At 62.3% G+C, this 25,457-nt stretch carries 22 protein-coding genes; 8 read left to right on the forward strand and 14 right to left on the reverse strand.

Features of this window, described 5'->3' with window-relative positions; all coding sequences use genetic code 11:
- Positions 1-109 precede the first annotated feature (109 nt).
- The gene (locus GGR20_RS13070; protein WP_183311801.1) at positions 110-466 is read right to left on the reverse strand and encodes an endonuclease domain-containing protein; all 357 of its coding nucleotides are present in this window, start codon (positions 464-466) and stop codon (positions 110-112) included.
- A 756-nt stretch (positions 467-1,222) separates the two neighbouring features.
- Here GGR20_RS13070 and GGR20_RS13075 point away from each other — a divergent pair.
- Together GGR20_RS13075 and GGR20_RS13080 are read left to right on the forward strand one after the other, a co-directional pair.
- Positions 1,223-1,669 (forward strand): DUF1810 domain-containing protein, encoded by a 447-nt coding sequence (locus GGR20_RS13075; RefSeq protein WP_183311802.1) that lies wholly within the window; start codon positions 1,223-1,225, stop codon positions 1,667-1,669.
- Positions 1,670-1,803: 134 nt separating this feature from the next.
- Complete coding sequence (locus tag GGR20_RS13080; RefSeq protein ID WP_183311803.1) at positions 1,804-2,352, forward strand: hypothetical protein; 549 nt, start codon at positions 1,804-1,806, stop codon at positions 2,350-2,352.
- On the opposite strand, the gene tsaE is transcribed toward GGR20_RS13080, so the two are convergent.
- The 10 genes from tsaE to GGR20_RS13130 all read right to left on the reverse strand — a co-directional run bounded on the left by tsaE (position 2,340) and on the right by GGR20_RS13130 (position 12,111).
- Positions 2,340-2,777: a tRNA (adenosine(37)-N6)-threonylcarbamoyltransferase complex ATPase subunit type 1 TsaE gene (gene tsaE / locus GGR20_RS13085; protein ID WP_183311804.1), complete on the reverse strand. Its 438-nt coding sequence runs from the start codon at positions 2,775-2,777 to the stop codon at positions 2,340-2,342. The two genes, GGR20_RS13080 and tsaE, sit on opposite strands and share 13 nt — an antisense overlap.
- A gap of 63 nt (positions 2,778-2,840) precedes the next feature.
- On the reverse strand, positions 2,841-5,303 hold the full coding sequence (locus GGR20_RS13090) for a sensor histidine kinase (RefSeq protein WP_183311805.1): 2,463 nt from the start codon (positions 5,301-5,303) through the stop codon (positions 2,841-2,843).
- A 374-nt stretch (positions 5,304-5,677) separates the two neighbouring features.
- A complete protein-coding gene (ahcY, locus tag GGR20_RS13095) occupies positions 5,678-7,081 on the reverse strand; it encodes an adenosylhomocysteinase (RefSeq protein WP_183311806.1) in 1,404 nt (467 codons plus the stop codon).
- Between the two features lie 95 nt (positions 7,082-7,176).
- On the reverse strand, positions 7,177-7,689 hold the full coding sequence (locus GGR20_RS13100) for a DUF2937 family protein (RefSeq protein ID WP_183311807.1): 513 nt from the start codon (positions 7,687-7,689) through the stop codon (positions 7,177-7,179).
- Between the two features lie 59 nt (positions 7,690-7,748).
- The gene (locus GGR20_RS13105; protein WP_183311808.1) at positions 7,749-8,285 is read right to left on the reverse strand and encodes a GrpB family protein; all 537 of its coding nucleotides are present in this window, start codon (positions 8,283-8,285) and stop codon (positions 7,749-7,751) included.
- Positions 8,282-8,581 (reverse strand): HPr family phosphocarrier protein, encoded by a 300-nt coding sequence (locus GGR20_RS13110; protein WP_183311809.1) that lies wholly within the window; start codon positions 8,579-8,581, stop codon positions 8,282-8,284. Before GGR20_RS13110 ends, GGR20_RS13105 begins: the two co-directional genes overlap by 4 nt.
- Positions 8,582-8,585: 4 nt before the next feature.
- Positions 8,586-8,984, reverse strand: a complete 399-nt coding sequence (locus GGR20_RS13115) for a PTS sugar transporter subunit IIA (RefSeq protein WP_183311810.1) — start codon at positions 8,982-8,984, stop codon at positions 8,586-8,588.
- Positions 8,985-9,120: 136 nt separating this feature from the next.
- A complete protein-coding gene (locus GGR20_RS13120) occupies positions 9,121-9,588 on the reverse strand; it encodes an HPr kinase/phosphorylase (RefSeq protein WP_183311811.1) in 468 nt (155 codons plus the stop codon).
- Positions 9,589-9,598: 10 nt separating this feature from the next.
- Positions 9,599-11,386, reverse strand: a complete 1,788-nt coding sequence (locus GGR20_RS13125) for a stimulus-sensing domain-containing protein (RefSeq protein ID WP_183311812.1) — start codon at positions 11,384-11,386, stop codon at positions 9,599-9,601.
- 8 nt (positions 11,387-11,394) lie between these two features.
- A complete protein-coding gene (locus tag GGR20_RS13130) occupies positions 11,395-12,111 on the reverse strand; it encodes a response regulator transcription factor (protein WP_104892342.1) in 717 nt (238 codons plus the stop codon).
- 262 nt (positions 12,112-12,373) lie between these two features.
- Here GGR20_RS13130 and pckA point away from each other — a divergent pair, with 262 nt between their 5' ends.
- Positions 12,374-13,966, forward strand: a complete 1,593-nt coding sequence (gene pckA, locus GGR20_RS13135) for a phosphoenolpyruvate carboxykinase (ATP) (protein WP_183311813.1) — start codon at positions 12,374-12,376, stop codon at positions 13,964-13,966.
- A gap of 63 nt (positions 13,967-14,029) precedes the next feature.
- On the opposite strand, the gene GGR20_RS13140 is transcribed toward pckA, so the two are convergent.
- Complete coding sequence (locus tag GGR20_RS13140; protein WP_183311814.1) at positions 14,030-14,917, reverse strand: cell wall hydrolase; 888 nt, start codon at positions 14,915-14,917, stop codon at positions 14,030-14,032.
- 301 nt (positions 14,918-15,218) lie between these two features.
- Positions 15,219-15,914: an HAD family hydrolase gene (locus GGR20_RS13145; RefSeq protein WP_183311815.1), complete on the reverse strand. Its 696-nt coding sequence runs from the start codon at positions 15,912-15,914 to the stop codon at positions 15,219-15,221.
- Positions 15,915-16,018: 104 nt separating this feature from the next.
- Between GGR20_RS13145 and GGR20_RS13150 the strand changes: the two genes are divergently transcribed.
- A complete protein-coding gene (locus GGR20_RS13150) occupies positions 16,019-17,428 on the forward strand; it encodes a protein adenylyltransferase SelO (protein WP_183311816.1) in 1,410 nt (469 codons plus the stop codon).
- 119 nt (positions 17,429-17,547) lie between these two features.
- Here GGR20_RS13150 and GGR20_RS13155 read toward each other — a convergent pair whose 3' ends face one another.
- Positions 17,548-18,960 carry a helix-turn-helix domain-containing protein gene (locus GGR20_RS13155; protein ID WP_183311817.1) on the reverse strand — a complete coding sequence of 471 codons (1,413 nt, stop codon included), beginning with the start codon at positions 18,958-18,960 and terminating at the stop codon, positions 17,548-17,550.
- Between the two features lie 127 nt (positions 18,961-19,087).
- On the opposite strand from GGR20_RS13155, the gene GGR20_RS13160 reads away from it, so the two are divergent.
- The 4 genes from GGR20_RS13160 (at position 19,088) to GGR20_RS13175 (ending at position 25,446) form a co-directional block, all read left to right on the forward strand.
- Entirely contained in the window at positions 19,088-20,587 is a 1,500-nt protein-coding gene (locus GGR20_RS13160) for an MmgE/PrpD family protein (protein ID WP_183311818.1), read from the forward strand.
- Between the two features lie 11 nt (positions 20,588-20,598).
- Entirely contained in the window at positions 20,599-21,753 is a 1,155-nt protein-coding gene (gene prpC, locus GGR20_RS13165; protein WP_183311819.1) for a bifunctional 2-methylcitrate synthase/citrate synthase, read from the forward strand.
- A gap of 5 nt (positions 21,754-21,758) precedes the next feature.
- Positions 21,759-22,661 carry a methylisocitrate lyase gene (gene prpB, locus GGR20_RS13170; RefSeq protein ID WP_183311820.1) on the forward strand — a complete coding sequence of 301 codons (903 nt, stop codon included), beginning with the start codon at positions 21,759-21,761 and terminating at the stop codon, positions 22,659-22,661.
- A 124-nt stretch (positions 22,662-22,785) separates the two neighbouring features.
- Positions 22,786-25,446: a bifunctional diguanylate cyclase/phosphodiesterase gene (locus tag GGR20_RS13175; protein WP_246349595.1), complete on the forward strand. Its 2,661-nt coding sequence runs from the start codon at positions 22,786-22,788 to the stop codon at positions 25,444-25,446.
- Positions 25,447-25,457: the final 11 nt, after the last annotated feature.

Here is a 25,457-nt window from a genome sequence, read left to right on the forward strand (position 1 = left end):
CGTGAGGTCGAGTTTGAAGGGCCTTGGATGTTTCGGAGCTTTCACTGATACGGCTGCATCCCCGATGCGCTCCTCCCCCTATCAGGGGGAGGCTGGGTGGGGGTATCCGCTAAGACTCATTGCCCGGCTCACCGAAGACCTCCATCAACACAGCAAACGCCCCCTCGCCCCGCTGCATGACATCCGCATTGGTGAACCGCAGCACGCGGTGGCCGCGACCTTCGAGATAGGCCGTCCGCTGCGCGTCATGCGCCACTCCGGCATCGGAATAATGCGTGTCGCCATCGATCTCGACGACGAGCTTTCGGCTCCTGCAGACAAAGTCCACGACATATGGACCGATGGGCGCCTGCCGCCGCCAATGCAGGCCCGCATCGCGCCAGGACAGGATCAGCGCCCAGAAACGGCGTTCCGGCAGGGTCTGTTCCCGCCGCAGCTTGCGGGCGAATGTGACAGGATCGGCCATGGGGTCTCCTTGGCCAAGACTAGCATCGTGTGTGCGCAAGAAGCACCCCCACCCAACCTCCCCCTGAAGAAGGGGGAGGGGTAGATTGGGTGCTGCGTGGGTCCGGTGTCCCCTGCCGGGCGCAGGGCCTTTGTCTAGGGACTTCAGACGTGCCGGGGCCCTCTTCAGTTTCCGCAACAAGCCCGGTGCGCTCCTCCCCCTATCAGGGGGAGGTTGGGTGGGGGTATCCGCAGAATTGTTGGATGAGATGTCATCCCTTCAACACCCACCGCCTGTCACCCCGACGGCAGGAAGGGGCCAGAAAACTGCCCTCCCTCAAAAAGATATCCCCGCCTCAAAAACCTCCCCCATACTCTTCCCGTCCCCGTCACACACGCGGCCCCGACGCAGGGCCGGGCGGGGAGGCCGGGAAGAGGGGCGCCTCTTTACGCGGGTAGAAGCTCGGCAGCCGGACCTGCAATAACGGTACCGCCTGAATCCGGACCCGTGGAAAATCCGTGTTTCCGTGACGAACGGCCAGTGGCTCGTTCTACCTCGTTTCGGAAGGGCCACTGGCCGTTCGTTACCGTGCAACCGCGACGCCGCAGGGCCGGGCGGCGCCTTGGCATGTCCGAACGGCGCCGCGCCATCCCCATGGAATGGCGGGCTTTACCCGGCGGGGAGAACCCCATACGCAAAAGGGCGGCTGGCACGTCCTGATTTTGGCTCCGGACGGCTTTGGGACTAGAATGTTCAGACTGCAGGCAGGAGGAAGCCATGAGTGAGACACACGGTGCGATGATCGCAAAATTCCTCGTCGCGCAGGACCGGGTCTATCCCGAGGCACTGCATGAATTGCGGGCCGGGCGGAAGCGGACGCATTGGATGTGGTTCATCTTCCCCCAGATGGTTGGGCTGGGCAGCAGCGAGATGGCCCGGCTTTACGCGCTTCATGGCGCCGGGGAGGCCCTGGCCTATGCCGAACACCCGATCCTGGGCGCGCGGCTGGTCGAATGCACCGAGGCGGTGTTGCTTCATGCGCCCGAGGGCGTGGCGCCGCGCGATCTCAATACCATTTTCGGCTCGCCCGACGACAAGAAGTTCATTTCCTCGATGACCCTGTTTGCCCGCGCGCAGCCCGAGCAGCGCCTGTTTCGCGCCGCGCTCAGTGCCTTCAACAATGGCCATGAGGATGCGCGGACCGTGGCCCTGCTCGGCGCCTGAGCGGGGTCTATGGATGGGCAATCATACGGAGGGACGCGATAGCCATATCGACATGAATAATCGCTCCGGTTATATTTCGTTATACTTCCAGGCGCATCGTATTTGTCATCTGCAAAGCGTCAAGGAAGCAGACTATGTCCGCTACGATTACTCTTACCGACTGCGCTGCGTTGATTTTCGCCCCGGACGGGCGCAGTTTCGACAACATGGCCGAGCTGTCCCACCGAATGAAATTCGGCCACGTGCTCGAATACACCAAGCTCAATGCCTTGCCCGACAAGGCGCTGCCATTTTTCCTGATCCACTATGGCGTTATCGATCCTCTCAAGCAGCGCCTGTTGCGGGGCTTGCGGGCGACCGACGAGCCGCTGCGCAAATATGCGCCGATCATCTGCATCATTCCCCAGGGGCCGCGACATCAGATGGTGCCGCAAGTCGAAATGGGCTTTGACGACGTGGTATTTCTCAGCGACACAATCGAACAGATCAGCAAGACGCTCACCGACCAGTTGGGACGCGAAGTGCTCTATATCGATTCACCACATTATTTTGGACCGGACCGGCGTCGCCTGGAGCGGGTCAGCCGCGGCGACCCGCGCCGCGTGCCGGGCGGCACAGAGCACCGGCGCATTCGTGTGCTGCGCGATCCGCAGCAGGGTATTCAGGCCAATTATTTGAACTGATCGCGCCAGGTCAGGCGGACATTGCGACCCTCGCCGCCGGGCGGAATGTCCAGATGCACGATGAGGCGCACCGCCTCGGCCACCTGCGGCGCGCGCTCGGCCCACTCGACCAGCACAATGGCCTTGGGGTCGTCGAGCAGGCCCAGCTCATCGGCCTCGGAAGCGTCGGCCAGCCGGTAGAGATCGGCGTGCAGCACCGGCCCAATGGGTGTGTCATAGGGCTGGATGATGGCAAAGGTCGGCGAGGGCACCTCGAGCGCCGGATCCTCAGCCAGCGCCCGCAACATGGCCCGGGCCATGGCCGTCTTGCCGGCTCCCAGATCGCCTTCGAGGCTGACGATATCCCCGGGCTTCACGCTCGTGGCAAGCTGGGCTCCGAACCGGGCCGTGGCAGCATCATCGGGGAGGAAGGTTTGGGACAGCAAAGCTAATCGCCTCCTGCGTCTCCCCCAGAAGCGTCGGGAGACAAGACTACGGTCTTTTGTACTCTATTCCGCCACGCCTGCCAGGGCGCTGTCCAGCGGCAGGTTGACGATGATGCGGCTGCCCTTGGGCTCGCGCCGCTCGGCCGAGATGGTGCCGCCATGCAGGTTGACGAAGGTGCGCACGATGGAAAGACCCAGTCCCGCGCCACGTTGCCGGCCGCCTGAGGCCGGATTGTCGAGCCGGGTCAGGATGGCCGATTTCATCTCGTCGGTGAGGCCGGGGCCTTCGTCCTCGATGACGAACAGCATGCGATCGCCGCGATGACTGACGGCCAGTCGGATCTCCCCGCCCGGCGGCGAGAAGCGCGCCGCGTTGGAGAGCAGATTATAGAGCACCTGCACCAGCCGCGTGCCATCGGCGATGAACAGCGGCAGGTCCGGCGCGATATCGACCACCAGATGGGCCGCTTCGCCGGAGACTTCGGGAAAGCTGGCGCTCATGCCGGCGCGGGCCTTGTGGACCAGGGCGGTCACATCGAGCGGTTCGGGGTTGAGCTCGGCAATGCCGGCATCCACCGAGGCGAGGTCGAGGATGTTGTCGATCAGCACGCCCAGCGTGACCGATGAGGCGCGGATATAGTCGATATATTCGCGCTGGCGCTCATTGAGGGTTCCGCCCTCGGTGTCGGCCAGCAAATCGGCAAAGCCGATGATGTTGGTCAGGGGCGAGCGCAGTTCATAGGAAACGTTCTCGACAAAGGCGTCCTTGAGCCGGTCGGCCGCCACCAGCGCGTCATTGCGCTCCTTGAGCACCTTGGAATAGCCCGCGCTTTCGGTGACATCGAGGAAGGTCATCATGGTCTGCCCATTGGGCAGGCGGGTAATAGCGTAGTCGATCAGGCGGCCATCGGAGCGCGTGATCCGCCCCTGCCGATCAGTGCGGGTGGGGTTGAGATCGATGATGGTGCGCTTGAGATCGCGCCAGATCGCGGCGCCGTCCTCGGGGATCGCCCGGCCACTGGCCTCGGCCAGCCGGTCGATATGGGGATTGTTGCCCAACTCGTTCATCGGCAGCTTCCAGAGCTTGGAAAGCTGCGGATTGGACAGGGTCAGCCGGCCATTGGTGCCGAACACCGCCACGGCCTCGTTGAGTGCCATGATGGTTTCGCGCAGCACATTGGTGAAGGCCTTGTTAGTGCTTTCCAGCTCCAGCCGCTCGGTCAGATCCTCGAATACATAAATGACGCCGCCATCCGGGGCCGCAGGCGCCGAAATCACCTTGATGGTGCGGCCATCGGGCAGGTGCCAGGGCTCGGCCTCGTGCGGCTCCTTGCGGGCGTAGCTTTCCAAATGCTTGGCGCGCCAGGTGTGATAGTCGACCTGGCTGGGCAGCATCCCCTCAGTGCGCAACTTGTCGAGAATGGCGCGCTCGTCCAGACCAAGCGTCAGGAATTTGCGATCCAGGTTCCACAGATTGGCATAGGCGGCATTGAACTGGGTCAGCTCCCGCCTGGCATTGAAAATGGCGATCGGGGTGCCCAGCGCATCGATGATGCCACCAATATGGGTCGCGTCCTGCTCGCCTGGTGCGGGCAACGCACCGACCTTTTCATTGGGCCGCAAATAGCCGGCCCGGCCACCAGGCACTGGGAAATCCACCAGTTCGAACTGGCCATGCCTGCCGAAATCGAGCGGCAGGTTCACCGGCGCGGCATCGGCATGGCAGGTTTTGAGATGCAGCGCCAATTGGGTGGCGTCGAGCAATTCGGGCGGGTTTGCATCACCGGTGGCGCGCCCCAGATCAGCGGCGAGCTTGAGATAGGCGGGGTTGGCATAGATCAGGCGATCGGCCTCGTCGCGCAGAAAAGCCGGCTTGGAGAGCAAGGCGAGAATGGCGCGGGCACCTTCTCTGTCCCCGCCCTGCGCTTCGGCGCTTGAGGCGGCGTGCTCGTCGGATTGGCTGAAGGCCGGACGCAGCCGCAATGCCACGGCCCCGCCCATCACCCAGCCATTGGCGCGAACCAGGCGACCATCGCGGGTATCGAGGCTGGTGACAAAGGCGTGGCCATGCAGGCGCAAATCTTCCACCAGGCTGGTCAATCGATTGGTTTCGGCCGGACCCAGCCAGGTGTGAAAATTGAGCACGCTTTGCGGCTGCCGTCCCGATGGCAGCACGGCGCCGGTTTGACCCAAAATGCGCGGCGCTTCGTGGCCCTGCCAGAGCACAGTCAGTTCGCGGGTGCCGGCGATCAGGTTCTCATATTCATCGACCAGAGCGCGCAGATCGGCAATCTGTTCTGCGGCGCGGCGGCGTGCCGCGCGGCTGTCGGTCAAAAGGGTGCGGACCAGGACCATGGACAACAGAGCAAACCCGCCCGCGCCAATGGCAACTGCAAAGGGGGCGATACCGCCCAGACTTGCCGGAACAAGACCCTGTGCCAGGGCGGGAACAGCCGTGACCAGAGTGAGGGGCGCGGCGCACAGGCCTGCGAATCCCAATTGTTTCCGGAAATGATCCGGCGTCATACCAGCCCTCTTTCGCTTTGATTGCGATGCCAACCCGGCCAGAACGACCGGTACGCCTCAACTTCAAACAGGCCGCTGACTCAGAGCCAAAACTGGCTCAAGCTGCCCCCAAAAATCGGCTTGCGTGTCCCCCCACAACCCGAATCACTAAAACCATACCGGGCCGTGGAATCGCGCAAAAGAGTCTTGATGGCTGTGCGTTGCGGGCAAAGCGCAAGGAAAGGGCTTGACCCGTGAACGAAACAGAAACCTTTCAGAAAAGTAAAAACCCGGGACAATGCCCGGGCTTTTTTCGATCAATGGTTAATGTTCGGCCGCCTTTTGCACCGACCAATCGCCCCACTCGACGCAATCGGCCCCGTGGCTTTGAAGGCCTAGTAGCGATACTCGCCCGACTTGAACGGACCCTCGACCGGCACGCCGATATAGTCGGCCTGGGTCTTGGTCAGCTTGGTGAGCTTGGCGCCGAGCTTGGCCAGATGCAATTCGGCGACCTTTTCGTCGAGATGCTTGGGCAGCACGTGCACCTTCTTCTCGATCTTGCTGCCATTGGTCCAGAGTTCGATCTGGGCCAGGGTCTGGTTCGAGAAGGACGCGGACATGACAAAGCTGGGGTGACCGGTGGCATTGCCCAAATTCACCAGGCGTCCCTCGGACAACAGGATCAGGCGGTTGCCATTGGGCTGCTCGATCATGTCGACCTGCGGCTTCACATTGGTCCACTTGAAGTTGCGCAGACCCAGCACGTCGATCTCATTGTCGAAATGGCCTATATTACAGACAATGGCCATATCCTTGAGCTTGCGCATGTCATCGACCATCAGCACGTCGCGATTGCCGGTTGCGGTGACGACGATGTCGGCGCGCGGGGCGGCTTCTGCGAGCGTTACAACCTCGAAGCCTTCCATGGCGGCCTGCAGGGCACAGATCGGGTCGACTTCGGTGACCAGCACGCGGGCGCCGGCGCCGCGAAGGCTCTCGGCCGAGCCCTTGCCCACATCGCCATAGCCGCACACGATGGCGACCTTGCCGGCCAGCATCACGTCAGTGCCACGACGGATGGCGTCGACTAGCGATTCACGAGTGCCGTACTTGTTGTCGAATTTCGACTTGGTCACCGAGTCGTTGACGTTGATGGCCGGGAACGGCAGTTCGCCCTTGGCATGGAGCTGGTAGAGCCGCATCACGCCCGTGGTGGTCTCTTCCGAGACGCCCTGGATATTGTCGCGGATGGTGGAATAGAAATTGGGGTGCGTGGCCAGGCGCTTCCTGATGGTGGCGAAGAAAATTTCCTCTTCCTCATTGCCCGGCTTGTCGAGAATGGACGGATCGGCCTCGGCCTTGGCGCCGGTCAGAACCAGCATGGTGGCGTCGCCGCCATCGTCGAGAATGAGGTTGGGCGTGCCGCCATCGCCCCATTCCATCATGCGGTCGGTAAAGGCCCAATATTCTTCCAGGCTCTCGCCTTTATGGGCAAAAACCGGAATGCCGGCGGCGGCAATCGCCGCAGCAGCGTGATCCTGGGTCGAGAAAATGTTGCACGAGACCCAGCGCACATCAGCGCCCAGCGCCACCAGCGTTTCGATCAGTACCGCGGTCTGGATCGTCATGTGCAGTGAGCCGGCAATGCGCGCACCCTTCAGGGGCTGGGCTGCGGCATATTCCTCGCGAATGGCCATCAGGCCCGGCATTTCGATCTCGGCGATTGAGATTTCCTTGCGGCCGTAATCGGCCAGGGAAATGTCTCGGACCGCGTAGTCGGTCGGGCTCTTGCTCATGGGTCGGCTCCAGAATGGATCAATGTCTTGCCCCTCCTATACGGGAGGGGGTGTTACCGATCAATGACGGACATAAAGATTTGTTTATATCTCAATCACCGCGTCACCCTGATCCGCCCCCGTCTGCGCCGGAAGGGCATCGCGACGAGACGCGCCAGCCCTGACAGGACGAGATAGCCCAGGATGAAACCACCGCCGGCATAAAGCACGCCTTCCATGGTGACGGGGATGGCGGGCTTGAAGTTTTCCAGCGTGCGGCGGCCGATATCGGTGTCGAGATAGGCCGGCAGGGATTGCAACCGCTCGACCGGCCCCGCGCCCTCGATGCGGGTCAGCGTGCCGGACAGCATGTCGTAGCGCTCGAAGGTGGCCGTCATCGAATTGCCCCGGCCGGCCAGGAAGTCGTCATTGGAGGCGTTGTAGCGCGCCAGCGCCGCCTGCCGATCCAACCCGCCGGCCTCCGCAGCGCGATCAAATTCCTCGGTGATGACCCGAAGCTCATCCACTGCGCCGCCGAGCCGCTGGGTGTATTGCTGGGCAAATTCGGGGAACTGGCTGAGCGTGGTGGCCAGCGCCAGGCCGCCAATACCGGCGATCAATCGTCGCAACAAACCGGCCTCCACCAGGTGTGTACGGTTATTCTACCTAAACAAGCGGCAGGGAAAAGTCAGGGGTTCCAGCTCTGCGCTCGTGCCGGTCCGCCGTCTTGGGCAACCACAGCATCAATAAACGCAGTTTTGTGCTGGGAATAGGCCTGCCGGTCCTCGGCAAATCTGACCGCCAGATCTTGCTTCAGCGCGGAGTACGCCGCACGGCATTCCGGGTCGCGGCGCAGTCTGTCGCGGAACAACAGATGTCGGGCCACCTCGACCTCGTTCGCGTGTATGTGCAGTTGATGGGTGCGCGCGCCAGAGACCGGATCAAGTTTCATCAGAAAGATACGGTCTGGCATGGGAAAATCATCGCGATGCACATAACCAGCGCCCACAAGTGCCGGGACGGCCATCTGACCGGCGTCCAGATTGTTGACCAGCGCAATGATGTCGATGATCGGTTTGGCGGCCAGCCCAGGCACAGCAGTCGACCCCATGTGCTCGATGAGCTCTGGGGCTTGCTGGAAGCAGGCTAGGATCCGCTCGCGTTCACGCAGGAAATGGGAGCTCCATTCGGGATCAGCGTCAACAAGCGCGATCCGCTCGTTCACGCCTCGGCCCCGTCCACATCCTCGTCAAAGCCGTTATTGACCAGCTCGACAATGGCCTCAAGGGCTTCGCGGGCCTGTTTGCCGCTGGCCTGTACCAGAATGGTCGAACCGGGACCGGCACCGAGCATCATCAGGCCCATGATAGAGTTGCCGGCGACCGAGGTGCCGTCCTTGACCACGGCAATAGTGGCATCGAAGCATTCCGCAGTCCGCACGAAGCGCGCCGAGGCCCGGGCATGCAGCCCCTTGGTATTGACGATGGTCAATTGCTGGGCGACCGCCCTGTCGGCATCCATCAGCTCAGCTACCCAGGATGGTATTGGCGACGGTGATATATTTCTTGCCCGCTTCCTGGGCCATGGCAACGGCCTCTTCCATGGTCATTTCGCCGCGAATGCGACCGAGCTTGACCAGCATGGGCAGGTTGACCCCGGCAATCACTTCCACCTTGTGGTTCTGCATCACCGAAATGGCGAGATTGGAGGGGGTGCCGCCGAACATGTCGGTGAGGATGATGACGCCATTGCCGGTATCGGCCCGGCCAAGTGCGGCCAGGATGTCGTCGCGTCGGCTTTCGGCATTGTCTTCAGGGCCAATGGCGATGGTCTCCACATATTCCTGCGGGCCGACCACGTGCTCCATGGCCAGCTTAAACTCATCGGCCAGCGCCCCATGGGTCACCAGAACCAATCCAATCATGCACATTCCCCAAACGGCTGCCGCAGAACGTCACCGCGACAGCTCTTGAGCCCCCCATTTACCGGGATGCCTGGTGCCACCCCGCAAACGGGGCACAGTCTTGTCCCCATCCCAAACGGTTGCAAGGGATAATTTGTCACGGTGCGGCTTGTTGAACAGCTTGTGCGGCCGCCTCGGCCACCAGCAGTATCTGATGGCCCAAACTAACCACGCCACCATGGGGAACCGGCGCGCGCGGCAGGGTATGGCCGAACATCTCGGTCTGAAGATCCTCCTCCTCGACCATGCGCGTCAGTTCGGGCACCAGATCAATCACCAGATGCAATTGCGCCCATTCGCGGTGCGGGCGCGAAACAATGCCCCGGCCGCGCAATTCGATCAGACCCGCCAGTCGCGGCGGCGCCAGCATGACGAGGTGGGTGCCTTCATCGGCAATGTCGACGCGGTCATCGGCGACCAGAAAAGCGGGTTGCCCGCGCCCCTCCCAGCGGTCGAGCAGTGCCATGGACAGCACCGATTTGCCGGCGCCGGACGGCCCGCGCAGCAAAACGCCCAATTCCCCCAGGACGAGACCGGTCCCATGCACGTTGACTGGCTTGTTCATGGCCAAGAGTCTATTTGCGGGCCCGCGGCAGCACAATTGTAAAAATCGCGCCGGAGCGATCGGTGCGGTTTTCGGCGCGAATGCTCCCCTTGTGGGCCTCGATGATCTGCTTGGAAATGGACAGGCCCAGGCCGGAATGATTGCCGAAGCTCTCGGTATCGGGCCGGTCAGTATAGAATCGCTGGAAGATGCGGGTGACATCGCCGGTAATGCCCGGCCCCTCATCAGTTATGCTGATCCTGATGGTCTCGCCCTCGGTCGAAATTGCCACTGTCACGACGCCGCCGGGCGGCGAAAAGGACACCGCATTGTCCACCAGATTGGCGAAGACCTGCGCGAGCCTGGTCTCATGGCCATTGACCAGGGTGGTGCCGCGCCCGGCGCGCTTGCCCATCACCACACCGACATTACGGCCCGCTGCCACGTCCTTCTGGATCGCCACCATGGCCTCGGCGAGCTTTTCGACATCGACCCGTTCCGCGCTTTCCCGTGCCAGTTCGGCGTCGAGACGACTGGCACTGGAAATGTCGGTGATCAGGCGGTCGAGGCGCCGCACGTCATGCTGGATGATATAGGTCAGCCGCTCACGGTCTTCCGCCTTTTTGGCCAGGGGCAGGGTCTCGACCGCCGAACGGAGCGAGGTCAGTGGGTTCTTGAGCTCATGGGCAACATCAGCGGCAAAACGCTCGATGGCTTCGATGCGGTTATAGAGCGCGTCGGTCATTCGCCGCAGCGCGTCGGACAGGTGCCCGATCTCGTCCGGCCGGTCGGTCAGGTCAGGAATCTCGGCGCGGGCATTGCCCGCCGTCTGCACCCGCTCGGCGGCAGCTGAAAGCCGGCGCATCGGGCCGGCGATGGTGCCCGCCATCAACAGCGACAATACGATCTGCACCCCGGCTGCAATGCCGGCAATGCGCAGAATGCTGCTGCGTTCCTGGGTGACGACCGAGTCGATATCGCCCGGCTCGGTGGAGAGAAGGATGGCCCCGACAATGGCGCGCAGGCGCTGCACCGGCACGGCCACCGAAACCACGAGCTGGTTCTGCGCGTCGACCCGCACGAAATCGGCCGGAGCACCGTTGAGCGCCGAAGCGACCTCGGGATAGCGGATGCCTTCGTCGGCCTGATATTCCTGATAGGTCGGATAATTGCCCCCTGGCGACCAGGAAATCAGCGCATTCCACCAATCCATGAGGAAGAAGCTGCCGGAACCGGAGGTGTCGGTGGCCTGCCGCAGTATCTCGCCGCGCGCATAGATGTTCTCACTGTCGAGAATAAGCAGGCCCTGCCCATCATAGATGCGGGCGCGGGTCCGGGTGGGGGTGATCAGATTGCGCAATAGCGGCGCAACCCGCTCGGGATTGATCGGAAATTCCAGGGTCGGATCGAAGTAGGAGAAAGGCGAAATATTGCCCGCCTGCGCATCGAGCAGACGATCGGGGTCAATCGAGATAATGTCGCTGTCGACCGTGGCCGAGGCGGCAATGGCGGCCGAAATGATTTCGCCCTGCACCCGGAGCGATTGCACCCGAGCATCGATCAGGCCCGCGCGCCACTGGTTGAGATAGAGGATGCCCACCACCAGCACCAGAAGTCCGGCCATGTTGAGCACGACGATGCGCCGGGTGAGGCTGGAAAAAATGGTGAAGTCAACAAAGCGGCGAACCGCGTCCATCAGTTTGAACAGCGGCAAGAGCAGAACGCGCCATCTCCGCCGGCCGGAACGCTGTGCGCTCTCGTCCGAAGCGGAGCCCTGAGCGGACCCCGTTTCGCCAGCATGCGGATCGAGCGTGGCCACGAAGGTCCTTACTGCTCCTTGAAGCGATAACCGACGCCATAGAGCGTTTCGATCATCTCGAAGTCGTCATCGGTCGCCTTGAACTTCTTGCGCAGGCGCTTGATGTGGCTGTCGATGGTCCGGTCATCGACATAGACCTGATCGTCATAGGCGGCATCCATCAGTGCATTGCGCGACTTGACGACACCCGGCCGCAGCGCCAGGGCCTGCAGGATCAGGAATTCGGTTACCGTCAGGGTTACGCGCTGGCCCTTCCAGGTGCAGGTATGGCGTTCTTCGTCCATCACCAGCGCGCCGCGCTCGATCAGGGCCTTGCTGGGCGAGGCTTCAGCGCCACTCGCGCCGGTTGCAGAAGGATCGCGCGGCGCCGAGCGGCGCAGAATGGCCTTGACGCGTTCGACCAGCAGACGCTGGCTGAAGGGCTTGGTGATGAAGTCGTCGGCGCCCATCTTGAGACCGAACAGCTCGTCGATCTCCTCGTCCTTGGAGGTGAGAAAGATCACCGGCACATCGGATTTCTGTCGCAGACGGCGAAGCAGTTCCATGCCATCCATGCGCGGCATCTTGATGTCGAGAATGGCAAGGTCAGGCTTGTCGGTGGTCAACCCCTCCAAGCCCGAAGCGCCGTCGGTATAAGTGGCGACCTGATACCCCTCCGCTTCCAGGGTCAGGGACACGGAGGTGAGGATATTGCGATCATCGTCCACCAGGGCGATCTTTGGCATAGGCTGCCTTTCTTCTCGTGACGCAGGCTCTGAGTGCAGCACCATCCATTGCCGGACAGGCGGCTTGAGCGACTTTGCAGGCGACAATTACGTACTAAATAAGGCGCGCGCCCGCATTGCGCCAGTCTAGCCTGCATGTTTCAGCATCATCCAACTTCCGTCGTACGACCGATTTCGGGATGTTGGCCGCCGGGCCACCGCCCTATTTTGAACTCCAGACGCCGCCAGACGCATCGGGCGGCCGCGTGGAGAGTAAGACAATATGCCCGGCTTCGATCACCCCCACCTGCGGACCAGCTTGGCCGCAACGGCAAGTGCACTCAGTGACAACGCCATAGCCCCGGCGCTGGTTGCCGCGGCCATTGGGCAAGGCGGTGCGCGTCTGACCAGAGACGGCGCGCTGGTCGTGGAGACCGGCGCTTTTACCGGCCGCTCGCCCAAGGACAAGTTCATAGTGCGCGACCGCCTGACCCAGGATCGCGTCTGGTGGGACAATTCGGGCGCCATCACCCCCGAGCAGTTCGATAAACTGCTGGGCGATATTACCGCGCATCTGGCCGGGCAGGCCCTGTGGCGCCAGGATCTGTTGGCGGGGGCCGACCCCGCGCACCAATATGATGTGACCGTTCTAACGCCCAGCGCATGGCATGCGCTGTTCATCCGCAATCTGCTGATCCGGCGGGACGAGGAGATTGCCCGGGCGGACGACGCGGTCCCTGTGACCATCATCCACGCGCCCCTGTTTCGGGCCGACCCGGCCCGCCATGGGTGCCGCAGCGAAACGGTGATCGCGCTCGACATGAGCCGCAACATCGTGCTGATCGCGGGGACCCGCTATGCCGGCGAGATCAAGAAAAGCGTGTTCTCGCTGTTCAATTTCCATGCTCCCGAACAGGGCGTCTTGCCCATGCATTGCTCGGCCAATCTGGGGCCCGAAGGAGAAGCGGCGTTGTTCTTCGGCCTATCGGGCACCGGCAAGACCACCCTGTCCAACGACCCGAAACGTCCGCTGATCGGCGATGACGAGCATGGCTGGAGCGACAATGGCGTCTTCAACCTCGAAGGCGGGTGCTATGCCAAGACGGTCAATCTCTCGGCCAAGGCCGAGCCGGAGATCTTTGCGGCCACGCGCCGCTTCGGCACCGTGCTGGAGAATGTGGTGCTCGACGATGCCAACGCGCCTGTGTTCGAAGACGTCTCGCTGACCGAAAACACCCGCGCAGCCTATCCCATCGATGTATTGCCCTCGGTCGCCCGGGGCAGCGTGGGCGGCACGCCAAAAACCGTGGTGTTCCTTACCGCCGATGCCTTCGGTGTCCTGCCGCCATTGGCACGGCTCTCGCCCGATCAGGCGGTTTATCACTTTCTTTCGGGCTATACTGCCAAGGTCGCGGGCACCGAGCGCGGCGTCACCGAACCGCAGGCGACCTTTTCGGCCTGTTTCGGCGCCCCCTTCATGCCGCTGCACCCCACCGTTTATGGTGAGATGCTGGCCGAACGGCTTCGCAAGAGCGGCGCGCAAGCCTGGTTGCTCAATACCGGCTGGATTGGCGGCGCCTATGGGGTGGGCAAGCGCATCGACATTGCCTCCACCCGCCGCCTGCTGAGCGCGGCACTGGACGGGGAACTCGATCATGTCGAGATGCGGTTCGACCCGCTGTTCGGCTTCGAAGTGCCCATGAGCGTGCCGGGGGTGGAAGAGCACCTGCTTGATCCGCGCCAATGCTGGGCCGATGGCGATGCCTATGACGCCCAGGCCGCCAAGCTGGTCGCGCTGTTCCGGAAGAATTTCGAAAAGTTCGGCCCTGAGGCCAATGCGGATGCCGGGCCGAGGCTGCAAATGGCCGCCGAATAGGAGATTCCAAACAAGAAGGGCGCCGCTGGCGCCCTTTTTCATACCCGTCCCGATGCGATCCGATCAGGGGGCGTAAAAAATGTGGCTGTCGACCACCGCAACGCGGGCGAAGGTGTTGGCCCAGGAGGGATGTACCGCAGTGGTGTGATAGTAGAGCGTCGAGCCGGGCACGACGCCGATCTCCTCGCCCAGGGCGAACTCGGCATAGATCTTGTTGGCCAAGTCCATCGAGCGCGCCCAGGCGCGGCGTTCGCCCGGCGTGTCGTCGCGGCCATCACAGGCAAAGGTGAACTGGCAGCGATAGCGGCCCTTGTCAGCATTCTGATAAATGACGCCGCAGAGCGAGCCTGGAAATTTGGAGGAGCGGGCGCGATTGACGATGACATTGGCCACAGCTCTCTGGCCGGTTGCAGTCTCGCCACGGGCTTCGTGATAGATGGCCTGAGCCAGGCACTCGCGCTCCTTATTGGCATATTCGACGCGCTTGGCGGTCGGCTGATAGCCGTTCTGGATGTAGTCGGAGAGCAGATCGGCGGACACCGAGGGGGCCGAGCGCTGCATCGGCTCGGTAAAGCTGGCAATGGCCGAGAGCGCGGTGTTCCCGCCACCCAGCGAGCCACGACTGATATAACCCATCAGCAGGTCGTCGGTGAGGGCGGGCTGCGGTCCGCCCAGTGTCACATCGACCGAACGCAATTGCTGCTGGCGTTCGATGTAATTGGAGAGGAGGGCCGGCGTCAGCTTCTGCTGGCCCGGCGCCAGTGGCGTGGCCGTTGCGCCCAGCGCGGCCTGTTCACGCAGGGCGCTGATCTCTTCAGGCATGACCTGGGGGAAAATATCGGTCTCGGCATGGGCAGGCGATAGGGTGACGAACAGAACCAGTGCAGCAGCACCAATCGCCAACATGGGCGAAACGGCACGCGCTATTTTCTGTTGCCAGCCAAACTGCATGCCCGGTCCTTACCCCTGGGCCTGTCCGGTCTTCCGGCAGGCCTTCTAGAATCCGGGACCATCAAAGGTCCCTGCACTTCCCGGGCGGCACACTAGACAAGCTGGCCACGGGATGGAAGTCGAAATTTACGGCTGGTTAACCATAGCCATTAGCGACTTAAGGCAGAGTTAACGCCCTCGGGACCCAAGGGAAACCCCTGTTTTTTCGCAGTTTTTGCCGTGCTGAACGCGGCCTTACCCGATTGGATAAAGCTTTATCGATTTACGCGAATGGTTAATTTTTGTTCAGCAGTGTTGCCGCTCAGTCGCGCTCGAAGGCGGCCAGATGCACATGCACAAGGCTTTCCATGATGGAAATGCCCAGGGCATGGATGGCCTCATTGGGGCCGACCAGATCGGGCACCATCACCGTCTGCATGCCCGCGGCATGGGCGGCATGCACCCCCGAATGGCTGTCCTCGAGCGCCAGGCAACGGGTTGGATCGACGCCGAGCCGTTCGGCGGCAATCAGATAGGGCTCAGGGTGCGGCTTGGGATTGACCACATCGTCGCGCGTCACCACGGTCTCGAACAGGTCGAGCAGACCCGCAGCGCCCAAGTGATGTTCGGCATGTGGATTGCGCGAGGAGGTTGCGACCGCCGTGGGAATGCCGCGTGCACGCAGTTCGGTGATGAATTCGCGCGCACCCGATTTTACCGGCACGCCGGCATGGCTGCGCTCGCGCATGATGACGCGGCACTTCTCGTCAAACATGGCATAGGGGAACGCCACCCCATAGGCTTCGATCAATAGCTGATTGGTGCGTTCATGGCTCGACCCCACCATGGCGCTGTGCACGTCATGGGTCATTTCAAACCCCAGCTCGGTGCAGACATCAAAGACGATGTCACGGAACACCGCTTCGGTGTCGAGCAGAGTGCCATCCATATCGAAAATGGCGGCTTCGAAGGGCGCCAGGCGGATGACGGCGGGGGTAGCGAGAGATGCAGAGTTCATTTGCGTGTCTATAGGCCGATTTGCGCTAAATCGCCAGACGGGCTGGCGCAGGTCCGGGTTGCACTGACGACGAAACAAACACGCTCTGATAGCGTTGCCCGGACATGACCCGATTCATCCCATCCATAGCGCACCAGGCACTGGGCGACGATTTTTTCGATGCCGTCGCGCCGGCCGATTTTCCGCAAACCGTGTTGCGCCATCGCGACCAGCGCTGGGCCGACCGCATCGGCCTTGGCGATCTGGACGAAGGTGCTTGGCTCAGCCATTTCGGCCGCTTCGATCCGTTGCCCGGCTCGTTTCCCGAGCCGCTGGCCCTGCGCTATCACGGCCATCAATTCCGCTCCTACAATCCCGAGCTGGGGGACGGCCGCGGATTTCTGTTTGCTCAATGCATCGATTCGGTGGACCGCCGCCTGCTCGATCTGGGCACCAAGGGCACGGGCAAGACCCCCTGGTCGCGCGGCGGCGATGGACGGCTGACGCTCAAGGGCGGGGTGCGCGAAGTGCTGGCCAGCGAAATGCTCGAGGCGCTGGGTGTCTATACCTCCAAGAGTTTCTCCCTGGTCGAGACCGGCGAACAGCTCTGGCGCGGCGACGAGCCCTCGCCCACCCGCTCTGCGGTGCTGACCCGCCTCAGTCATAGCCATATCCGCATCGGCACCTTCCAGCGCCTGGCTTATCTCGAAGATAATGCAAACCTGATCCGACTGGTCGATCACTGCATCGCCCATTACTATCCTGACCTGGCTGGCGCCCCGGACAGGGCGGTTGCGTTGCTCGAGGCGGTGGTGGCCCAGGTGGCCCGGCTCGGCGCACAATGGATCGCCGCCGGGTTCGTGCATGGTGTGCTCAACACTGACAATATCAACATCACCGGCGAAAGTTTTGATTACGGCCCCTGGCGCTTCCTGCCGGAATATGATCCGGACTTCACTGCCGCCTATTTCGACGAGACCGGGCTTTACGCATTCGGTCGCCAGCCCGATACGCTGGCCTGGAACCTGACCCGGCTGGCCGAATGCCTGCTGCCGCTCTCCTCAATCGAAAAACTCGAACCGGCGCTCAATACGGTCTGGCCGATCTTCCGGGAAGAATTGCCCCGCCAGATCCTGCGGCGGCTGGGCCTGCAACCGCGCGAGGTGGAGCAGGACGGCGCTTTTGTCACCGCGTTGTTCGGTTTCCTCTCCGAGAGCAAGGCGCCCTATGAGCAGTTCTTCTTTGATTGGCGCGGCGGAGCCCTCAGCACCATGCGGGCGGCGCAAAGCCCTTCTGCCGATCACTATGCCAGCGCGGCCTTCCGCCCGGTCGCCGATCTGATGGAGGCCTATGGCCCAGCCGATGACGTCAATCTGGAGCACCCCTACTTTGCCCGCCGCACGCCACGCACCATGCTGATCGAGGAGGTCGAGGCGATCTGGGCACCCATCGCTGAAAGAGATGACTGGAGCCTGTTTCATGCGGCACTGGACGAAATTGCATTGATGCGAGCCGCCTATGGGATCGAACCATAGGCGGTGATCGCCGGGCCGTCCGCTATGCCGAGAAAGCCAGGCGCCTGGCTACCGGCTGCGCTCCCCCCCCTCAAGGGGAGGGAGGGGATGAGGGTGGGGTGGCCTTGCTCAAACAGTCCTCACCCGATCTCGTAGGGCACTACGCTCCGCCTATCCGGCGGCACCGAGATCCCCGCGGCCAGGGGTGGCACCGAGCGTTGCGGGCAGTTGCGGCGTTCGCAGATGCGGCAGGAGATGCCGATGGGATCGAAAGGGGCCTTGGTCAGGTCCAGATCGTCGGCATAGATCAGTTTCCCGGCATGGGTGATTTCGCAACCCAGCGCGTAGGCATAACGCCGCGTCACCCCGCGATAGCCGCCCAACCGTTTTTCGTGGCTCCAGGCCAGACAGAGATATTGCTTGCCGTCCGGGGTTTCAGCCAATTGCCGAATGATCTGGCCATGCGCCTCGAAGGCCTGATGCACGTTCCACAACGGGCAGGCGCCGCCGAAGCGGGCGAATTGCAGGGCGGTGGCCGAATGGCGCTTGGTGATGGTGCCGGCCGCATCGACGCGGGCAAAGAAGAACGGCACGCCACGCTCGCGCGGCCGTTGCATGGTCGAGAGGCGATGGGCCACCTGTTCCAGGCTCGCCCCGAAAACACGCGCCAGTTCCTCGATATCAAAGCGGTATTGGGCTGCCGCGTCGAGAAAAGCACGATAGGGCATCTGCAAAGCCCCGGCGAAATAATTGGCCAGCCCCATACGGGCAATGGGCCGGGCCTCGGGAGCCTGGAAGGCCGCTGCATCCAACAGGCTTTCGAGCAGGGCCGCCTGCTCCAACCCGCACAGCACCGCAGCGATCTGGAAGAACTGGCTGGACGGTTCGAGATGGGCATTGATCCAGAGCTCGCGGCTATTGCGATCGAACTCGGTCATGCGGTCGCCATGCGTCGGCGCCGCCAACACGACGCGCATATTGTGCCTTTCCGCGCAGTGCTGGATCAACCGGCGCAACCGATCAGGACCAATCTCGCCCAATGCGTCGGCCAGATTTTCTGCGGCGCGATCGAGCGGGTCGATATAGTTATCGGCATAATGGAAGAAGTCGCGCACCTCCTCATAGGCGGTCTGAACATTGGATTGGGGATCGCGCGCCAGAGCCGCGTCCATGCCAGCCAGCGTCTCAGTGGTCTTGCGATAGGCGCCATAGAGTGCAAGCACGGCGCGGGCTACATCTGGCGCGCTGGTGGCGACAGTCTTGAGTTCCTGCAGATTGGGTACGGCGTCGCCAAACACCGGATCGGCCAAAGCTTCGCGCAGATCCACCACCAGACGATCGGAAGCGTCTGAGGTGAGGCTGGAGAGATCGAGGTTGAAGCTTTGGGCCAGAGCCACCATCACCGAGGCGGTGAGCGGCCGCTGGTTGGACTCGAGCTGGTTGACATAGGACGCCGAGATGTCGAGCCGCGTGGCCAGTTCGGCCTGGGTCAGGCTATGCTGGGCGCGCAGGGCCCGCAAACGGGCGCCGGCAAAGACCTTTTTGGGGGCCAAACTTTACAACTCCACAATATTGCAAATCCCGCTTTGTGTGATTGTAGCAGGCTTGCCTTTTCCTGTCTTGGGGCTGACCCATTCTGCCTATAAGGTCCGGCGCAAAATTGCCGAACGGAGAGCAGCCATGAAAATCCACGACGTGCGCACCTATAAATCCGCTGAGCCCCTGCCGCGCGAAGATCAGCTCGCCTGGAAGCTGGCCGCCGTCGCCACCGATGCGGTGCCGGTCGAGGATGATGTCGTAGAGATGATTGGCAACCGCATCATCGACAATGCCGCTGTCGCTGCGGCTTCCATTGCGCGCGGCCCGATCCGCTCAGCCCGCGCGCAAGCGCTGGGTCATAAGTCAGATCGTGGTGCCCCAATCTTCGGCCTGGGCGATGACACGCTGGTTTCACCTGAATGGGCGGCCTGGGCCAATGGCGTGGCGGTGCGTGAACTGGATTTCCACGACACGTTCCTCGCCGCCGACTACAGCCATCCGGGCGACAATATTCCGCCGATCCTGGCCATTGCCCAGACCAAGGGGCTGGATGGCGCGGCGCTGGTGCGGGGGCTTGCCGCCGGCTATGAAATCCAGGTCGATCTGGTCAAGGGCATCTGCCTGCATGAACACAAGATCGATCATATCGCCCATCTCGGCCCCTCCGCCGCCGGGGGCATCGGTGCCCTGCTGGGCCTCTCCACCGAAATTACCTATCAGGCCATCCAGCAGGCACTGCACACCACGACCACCACACGCCAGTCGCGCAAGGGCGAGATTTCCACCTGGAAGGCCTATGCCCCGGCTTTCGCCGGCAAGATGGCCATTGAGGCGGTCGATCGCGCCATGCGCGGGGAAGGCGCCCCCTCCCCAGCTTATGAGGGCGAAGACGGGTTCATTGCTTACCTGCTTTCGGGTCCCAAGGCGCTCTACCAGGTGCCGCTGCCGGAACAGGGTGAGCCCAAGCGGGCGATTCTCGACACCTATACCAAGGAATATTCGGCCGAATATCAGAGCCAGGCGCTGATCGACCTGGCCCGCCGCATGGGCCCGAAAATCGGCGATCTGACCAAGATCAAGTCGATCCTGATCAAGACCAGCCACCACACCCATTATGTGATCGGCACTGGTGCCAATGATCCGCAGAAGATGGATCCCAAGGCCAGCCGCGAAACGCTCGACCACTCGATCATGTATATCTTCGCGGTGGCGCTCGAAGACGGTGGCTGGCACCATGAAAAGAGCTACGCCCCCGAGCGCGCCCAGCGCCCGGAAACCGTTGCGCTCTGGCACAAGATCACCACCGAAGAAGACCCGATCTGGACCCAGCGCTACCACGCCAAGGGCAAGGACATGGCCTATGGCGGCCAGGTGATCGTCACCATGGAAGACGGCTCGGTGATTTCCGACGAGTTGGGCGTGGCTGACGCACACCCCAATGGTGCCCGACCGTTCAAGCGCGCCAACTATATCGAGAAGTTCCGCACCCTCGCCGAAGGCATTGTCTCAAGGCAAGAGCAGGATCGATTCCTTGAGCTGGTCGAACGCCTGCCGACGCTGAGCGCTGCCGAGGTTAAGGCGCTCAATTTCGTGGTTTCGCCGGACCAGCTCGGTCCCGAGGCGCCCGCAGGGATTTTCTAAAGGAGGCAGAGATGACTGAAACACCAGGCTTCAAGCCCAAGAAATCCGTTGCTCTATCTGGTGTAACGGCGGGTAATACGGCGCTGTGCACCGTGGGGCGCACCGGCAATGACCTGCACTATCGCGGTTATGACATTCTCGATCTCGCTGAAACCAGCGAGTTCGAGGAGGTGGCTCATCTGCTGGTGCATGGCACCCTGCCGACGCAGGCACAACTGACCGCCTACAAGGCGCGGCTGAAAGCCATGCGCGGCCTGCCCCAGGCGGTCCGCGCCGCACTCGAGGCGCTGCCCGCCGCCGCCCATCCGATGGATGTGATGCGCACCGGCGCGTCGGTGCTGGGCTGCACCCTGCCCGAGAGCCACGACCACAATGCCCCCGACGCGCGCGCAATTGCCGACAGGCTGATGGCCAGCCTGGGGTCAATGCTGCTCTACTGGTATCATTTTGCTCACAATGGGCGGCGCATTGAGGTCGAAACCGACGATGGCAGCATTGGCGGTCATTTCCTCACCCTGCTGCATGGCCGGACGCCCGATGAGGACTGGGTACGGGCGATGCACACCTCGCTCATTCTCTATGCCGAGCATGAGTTCAACGCCTCGACCTTTGCCGCCCGTGTCATCGCCGGCACCGGTTCGGACATGTATTCCTCGATCGCCGGGGCCATCGGCGCCCTGCGCGGCCCCAAGCATGGCGGCGCCAATGAGGTCGCGTTCCAGATTCAGGAGCGCTACGCCTCACCCGACGAGGCGGAAGCCGATATCCGCGAGCGGGTGGCGAACAAGGAAGTCATCATCGGCTTCGGTCACCCGGTCTATACCGTGTCCGATCCGCGCAATGAGGTGATCAAGCGCGTCGCCAAGAGCCTTGCCGACAAGGCAGGGGCGGGACGCCAATACGCAATTGCCGAGCGGATCGAAAGCGTCATGATGGACGCCAAGAAGATGTTCCCGAACCTGGATTGGTTCAGTGCCGTCTCCTACAATCTGATGGGCGTGCCCACCGCCATGTTCACCCCGCTCTTTGTCATAGCCCGCACCTCGGGCTGGTCGGCGCATGTGATCGAGCAGCGCCAGGATGGCAAGATCATCCGCCCATCAGCCAATTATACCGGGCCCGAAGACCTCGCCTTCGTGCCATTGAAGGATCGCAAGGAGGCTTAAAGCCCATGCCCTATCTCGTTTCCGCCGACCTGCCCACCAGCAGTGCTGGCAGCCGTTTTCGCGACCTGCTTGAGCGGCCGCAAATCCTGCAATTGCCCGGCGCGCACAATGGTCATTCTGCCATTCAGGCCAGGAATGCCGGCTTTGAGGGGTTGTACCTTTCCGGCGCGGCCATGACCGCTTCGATGGGCCTGCCGGATCTGGGTGTCATCACGGTCGATGAGGTCGCCTTCTTCATCCGCCAGATCGCCCGCGCCTCCGGGCTTCCCCTGCTCGTCGACGGCGATACCGGTTATGGCGAAGCGCTCAACGTGATGCACATGGTGCGCACGTTCGAGGAAGCCGGCGCAGGCGCCGTGCATCTTGAAGACCAGTTGCTGCCCAAAAAATGCGGGCATCTCAATGACAAGAAGCTGGCCGATGCCCATGATATGGCTGCCAAGGTTGCCGCCGCCGCCAAGGCCCGCCGCGACCTGGTCATCATTGCCCGCACGGATGCAGCGGCGAGCGAAGGGATTGATGGCGCCGTGGCCCGCGCCAAGCTTTATATCGAGGCCGGGGCCGATGCGATCTTCCCCGAAGCCTTGACCAGCGTCGACATGTTCCGCGACTTTGCCAAGGCGATGCCGGGGGTCAAGCTTCTCGCCAATATGACCGAGTTCGGCCGGACGCCTTACCAGACGGCATCCGAGTTTGAAGCTCTGGGTTATTCCATGGTGATCTGGCCGGTCTCCTCGCTGCGCGTGGCCAACAAGGCGCAGGAAAAGCTCTATGCCACCATCAAGCGCGACGGTGGCACCAAGGCGATGCTCGAAGACATGCAGACCCGTCAGGAGCTCTATGACGTGATCGGCCTGCACGATTATGAGGCGCTGGACGCCTCAATCATCAAGACCGTCGTGCCCTGAGCCAGAGGCGTTAGCACTTGATTTACCATTCCGGTAACTCGGCGGCGCGGTAAGCACCTCGTCAAGCATCCCCCGTCTAAGGTCTGCTCGAGACACAGAAGGTGTCGCAGGGACTTAGGCGGGAATGAACGAGGAACGACAAGCGGAGCATCGCGGTGATTGGCGTCGCACCATGGCCATTCCGGTCCTGCTCGCGCTCGCTGCCATGCTGGTGGCGGCCGTTCTGGTCGACCGGCAAAACCAGCAGATTGCCGAAAGCGATTTGCGCTCCGATGCGCTCAACCAGATTTCGGTGATCCGGGCCAAGCTCGAAGGGCACGTGGCGGGCAATATCCAACTCGTCAAGGGGCTGGTAGCGGTCATATCAACCGAGCCTGACATGGATCAGGGGCGCTATGCAGCCCTGGTGGACAATATCTTTGAGGAAGGGAGCCAGTTGCGCTCCGTCGCGGCAGCGCCGAACCTGATCGTCTCCATGACCTATCCGCTGGCCGGCAATGAGGCTGTGCTCGGGCTCAATTACCGGCATGTGCCAGCGCAATGGCCCGCCGTAAGAAAGGTTCTGGAGACAGCCAAACTCAACATTGCCGGGCCCGTCGATCTGGTGCAGGGCGGCCAGGGTTTTGTCGGACGCTTCCCGGTCTTCACCGGTTCAGACGACAATCGCCGTTTCTGGGGTTTGGTCTCCGCTGTGGTGGATGTGCAAAGGCTCTATGCCGATAGCGGACTGCTCGACCCCGATCTTGGCCTCGATATATCAATCACCGGCCACGATGGGACCGGCGGCACCGGCGAGCGCTTTTTCGGGCCGGATTTGAGCGATGCCGACCCGGTCACCGCCACTGTCGTCTTGCCCTCGGGAAGCTGGCAGATCGCGGCCGTCCCCAAACAGGGCTGGGGCGCCAATCCAGTGTCCACCTGGTCGCTACGCGGCCTGATTCTTGCCGCAGGGGCCCTGATCCTCTTCCCGATCGTGGTGACCGGACGCATGATCCGCGAGCGCCATGACCATATTCGCGAGATGGGTGTGCGCGAGAGTGAGTTGGCGCGTCTGACCCGACGGCTCAATCTGGCCCTTGCTGCCTCCAAGGTCGGTGTCTGGGAGTTGGACTTGTCCACCAACAGCGAAACCTGGGACGAGCGCAACAACGAAATCTATGGCCTGCCTGCCGACGGCACCCCGCGCAATCATGATCACTGGAAACAGGCAGTGCACCCGGACGATCGCGAGCGCGCCGAAGCCTCCTTCCGCGCGCAGATCGCCTCGGGCTATTATGAGACCGATTACCGTGTGGTGCTGCCCGACGGCACGCTACGCTATGTACGCTCGGCGGGGGCGCTGCACCGCGAGCCGGGCCAGCCGGACAAGGTTATCGGCGTCAATTGGGACGTCACCGAGGATGTCAGGCTCAATGACGATCTCCGGCGGGCCAAGCAGCAGGCCGAGATCCGCAGCAACGATCTGGAAGCGGCGCGCATCCGCATCGAGCACAATGCGCTGCATGACAGCCTGACCGGCCTGCCGAACCGGCGCTATCTCGACGAAATGCTCAAGCAGCATGCGGCCGATGGTTTCCACGGCTGCGGGTCGATCGCCCTGTTGCACATCGATTTGGATCGCTTCAAGCAGATCAACGACACGCTTGGTCATGCGGCTGGTGACGCCATGCTGATCCATGCCAGCAAGGTATTGCGGAGCAATTGCCGCGAGACCGATTTTGTCGCCCGCATTGGCGGGGATGAGTTTGTGATTGTTTCGAGCGCCGGGTCGAGCAATGAGCATCTGCATCTGATGGCCGACCGCATTGTACGCGAAATGCGCCGTCCGACACGATATGACGGACATGAGGTGCGTTTCGGGGTCAGCATCGGGGTTGCGGTATCTCGTTCAACCGACATCAAGGTCGATCAATTACTGGTCAATGCGGACATTGCGCTCTATCGCGCCAAGGCTTTGGGCCGGAACCGCCACGAGTTCTTTACCGAGGCACTGCAGGCCGAGGTGGTTCACACCAAGCGCGTGGCCGATGAAATCCTCAATGGCCTAGAAAACGACGCCTTCTTCGCCTTCTATCAGCCGCAGTTCGACGCCCAGACCCTGGAGCTGATCGGCGTGGAAGCCCTGGCCCGCTGGAACCATGGCGACGGTACAATCAAGACGCCCGACCACTTCATGGATGTGGCCGAAGAGCTCAATGTCGTCGCGCAGATCGACAAGCTGATCCTGGAAAAGGCGCTGGCCGATCTGGCCCGCTGGGACGCGAAGGGGTTCAATGTGCCGCGCGTCTCGGTCAATGTTTCGCTGCGGCGCCTGCATGACGAGGGGCTGGTGGAAAGCCTGCGCGCCCTCCCGCTGCAGCCCGGGCGCGTGGCCTTTGAACTGGTCGAGTCGATCTATCTCGACGAAAGCGACGGGGTGGTCGCCTGGAATATCGATCAGATCAAGGAACTGGGCATTGATGTCGAGATTGACGATTTCGGCACCGGCTATGCCTCAATCGTTTCCCTGCAGAAACTGCATCCGCGCCGCCTCAAGATCGACCGGCAATTGATCAACCCGATCCTGGATGAACCGGCTCAGCGCCAGCTCGTGGCCTCGATCGTTGATATCGGCAAATCCATGGATATCGAAATCGTCGCCGAGGGCGTTGAGACCATGGAACACGCCGAGATCCTGCGTGGCCTGGGCTGCGAAGTGCTGCAAGGCTATGCACTGGCCCGGCCGATGAGCCGCGGCGCCCTGGAGAATTTCCTGCTAGAGGGGCGCCACAAGCTGGTGGGATGAGGCGCCGGCCA

Origin of the sequence: Devosia subaequoris, assembly GCF_014197055.1 — a bacterium.
In the GTDB taxonomy this organism is placed as follows: domain Bacteria; phylum Pseudomonadota; class Alphaproteobacteria; order Rhizobiales; family Devosiaceae; genus Devosia; species Devosia subaequoris.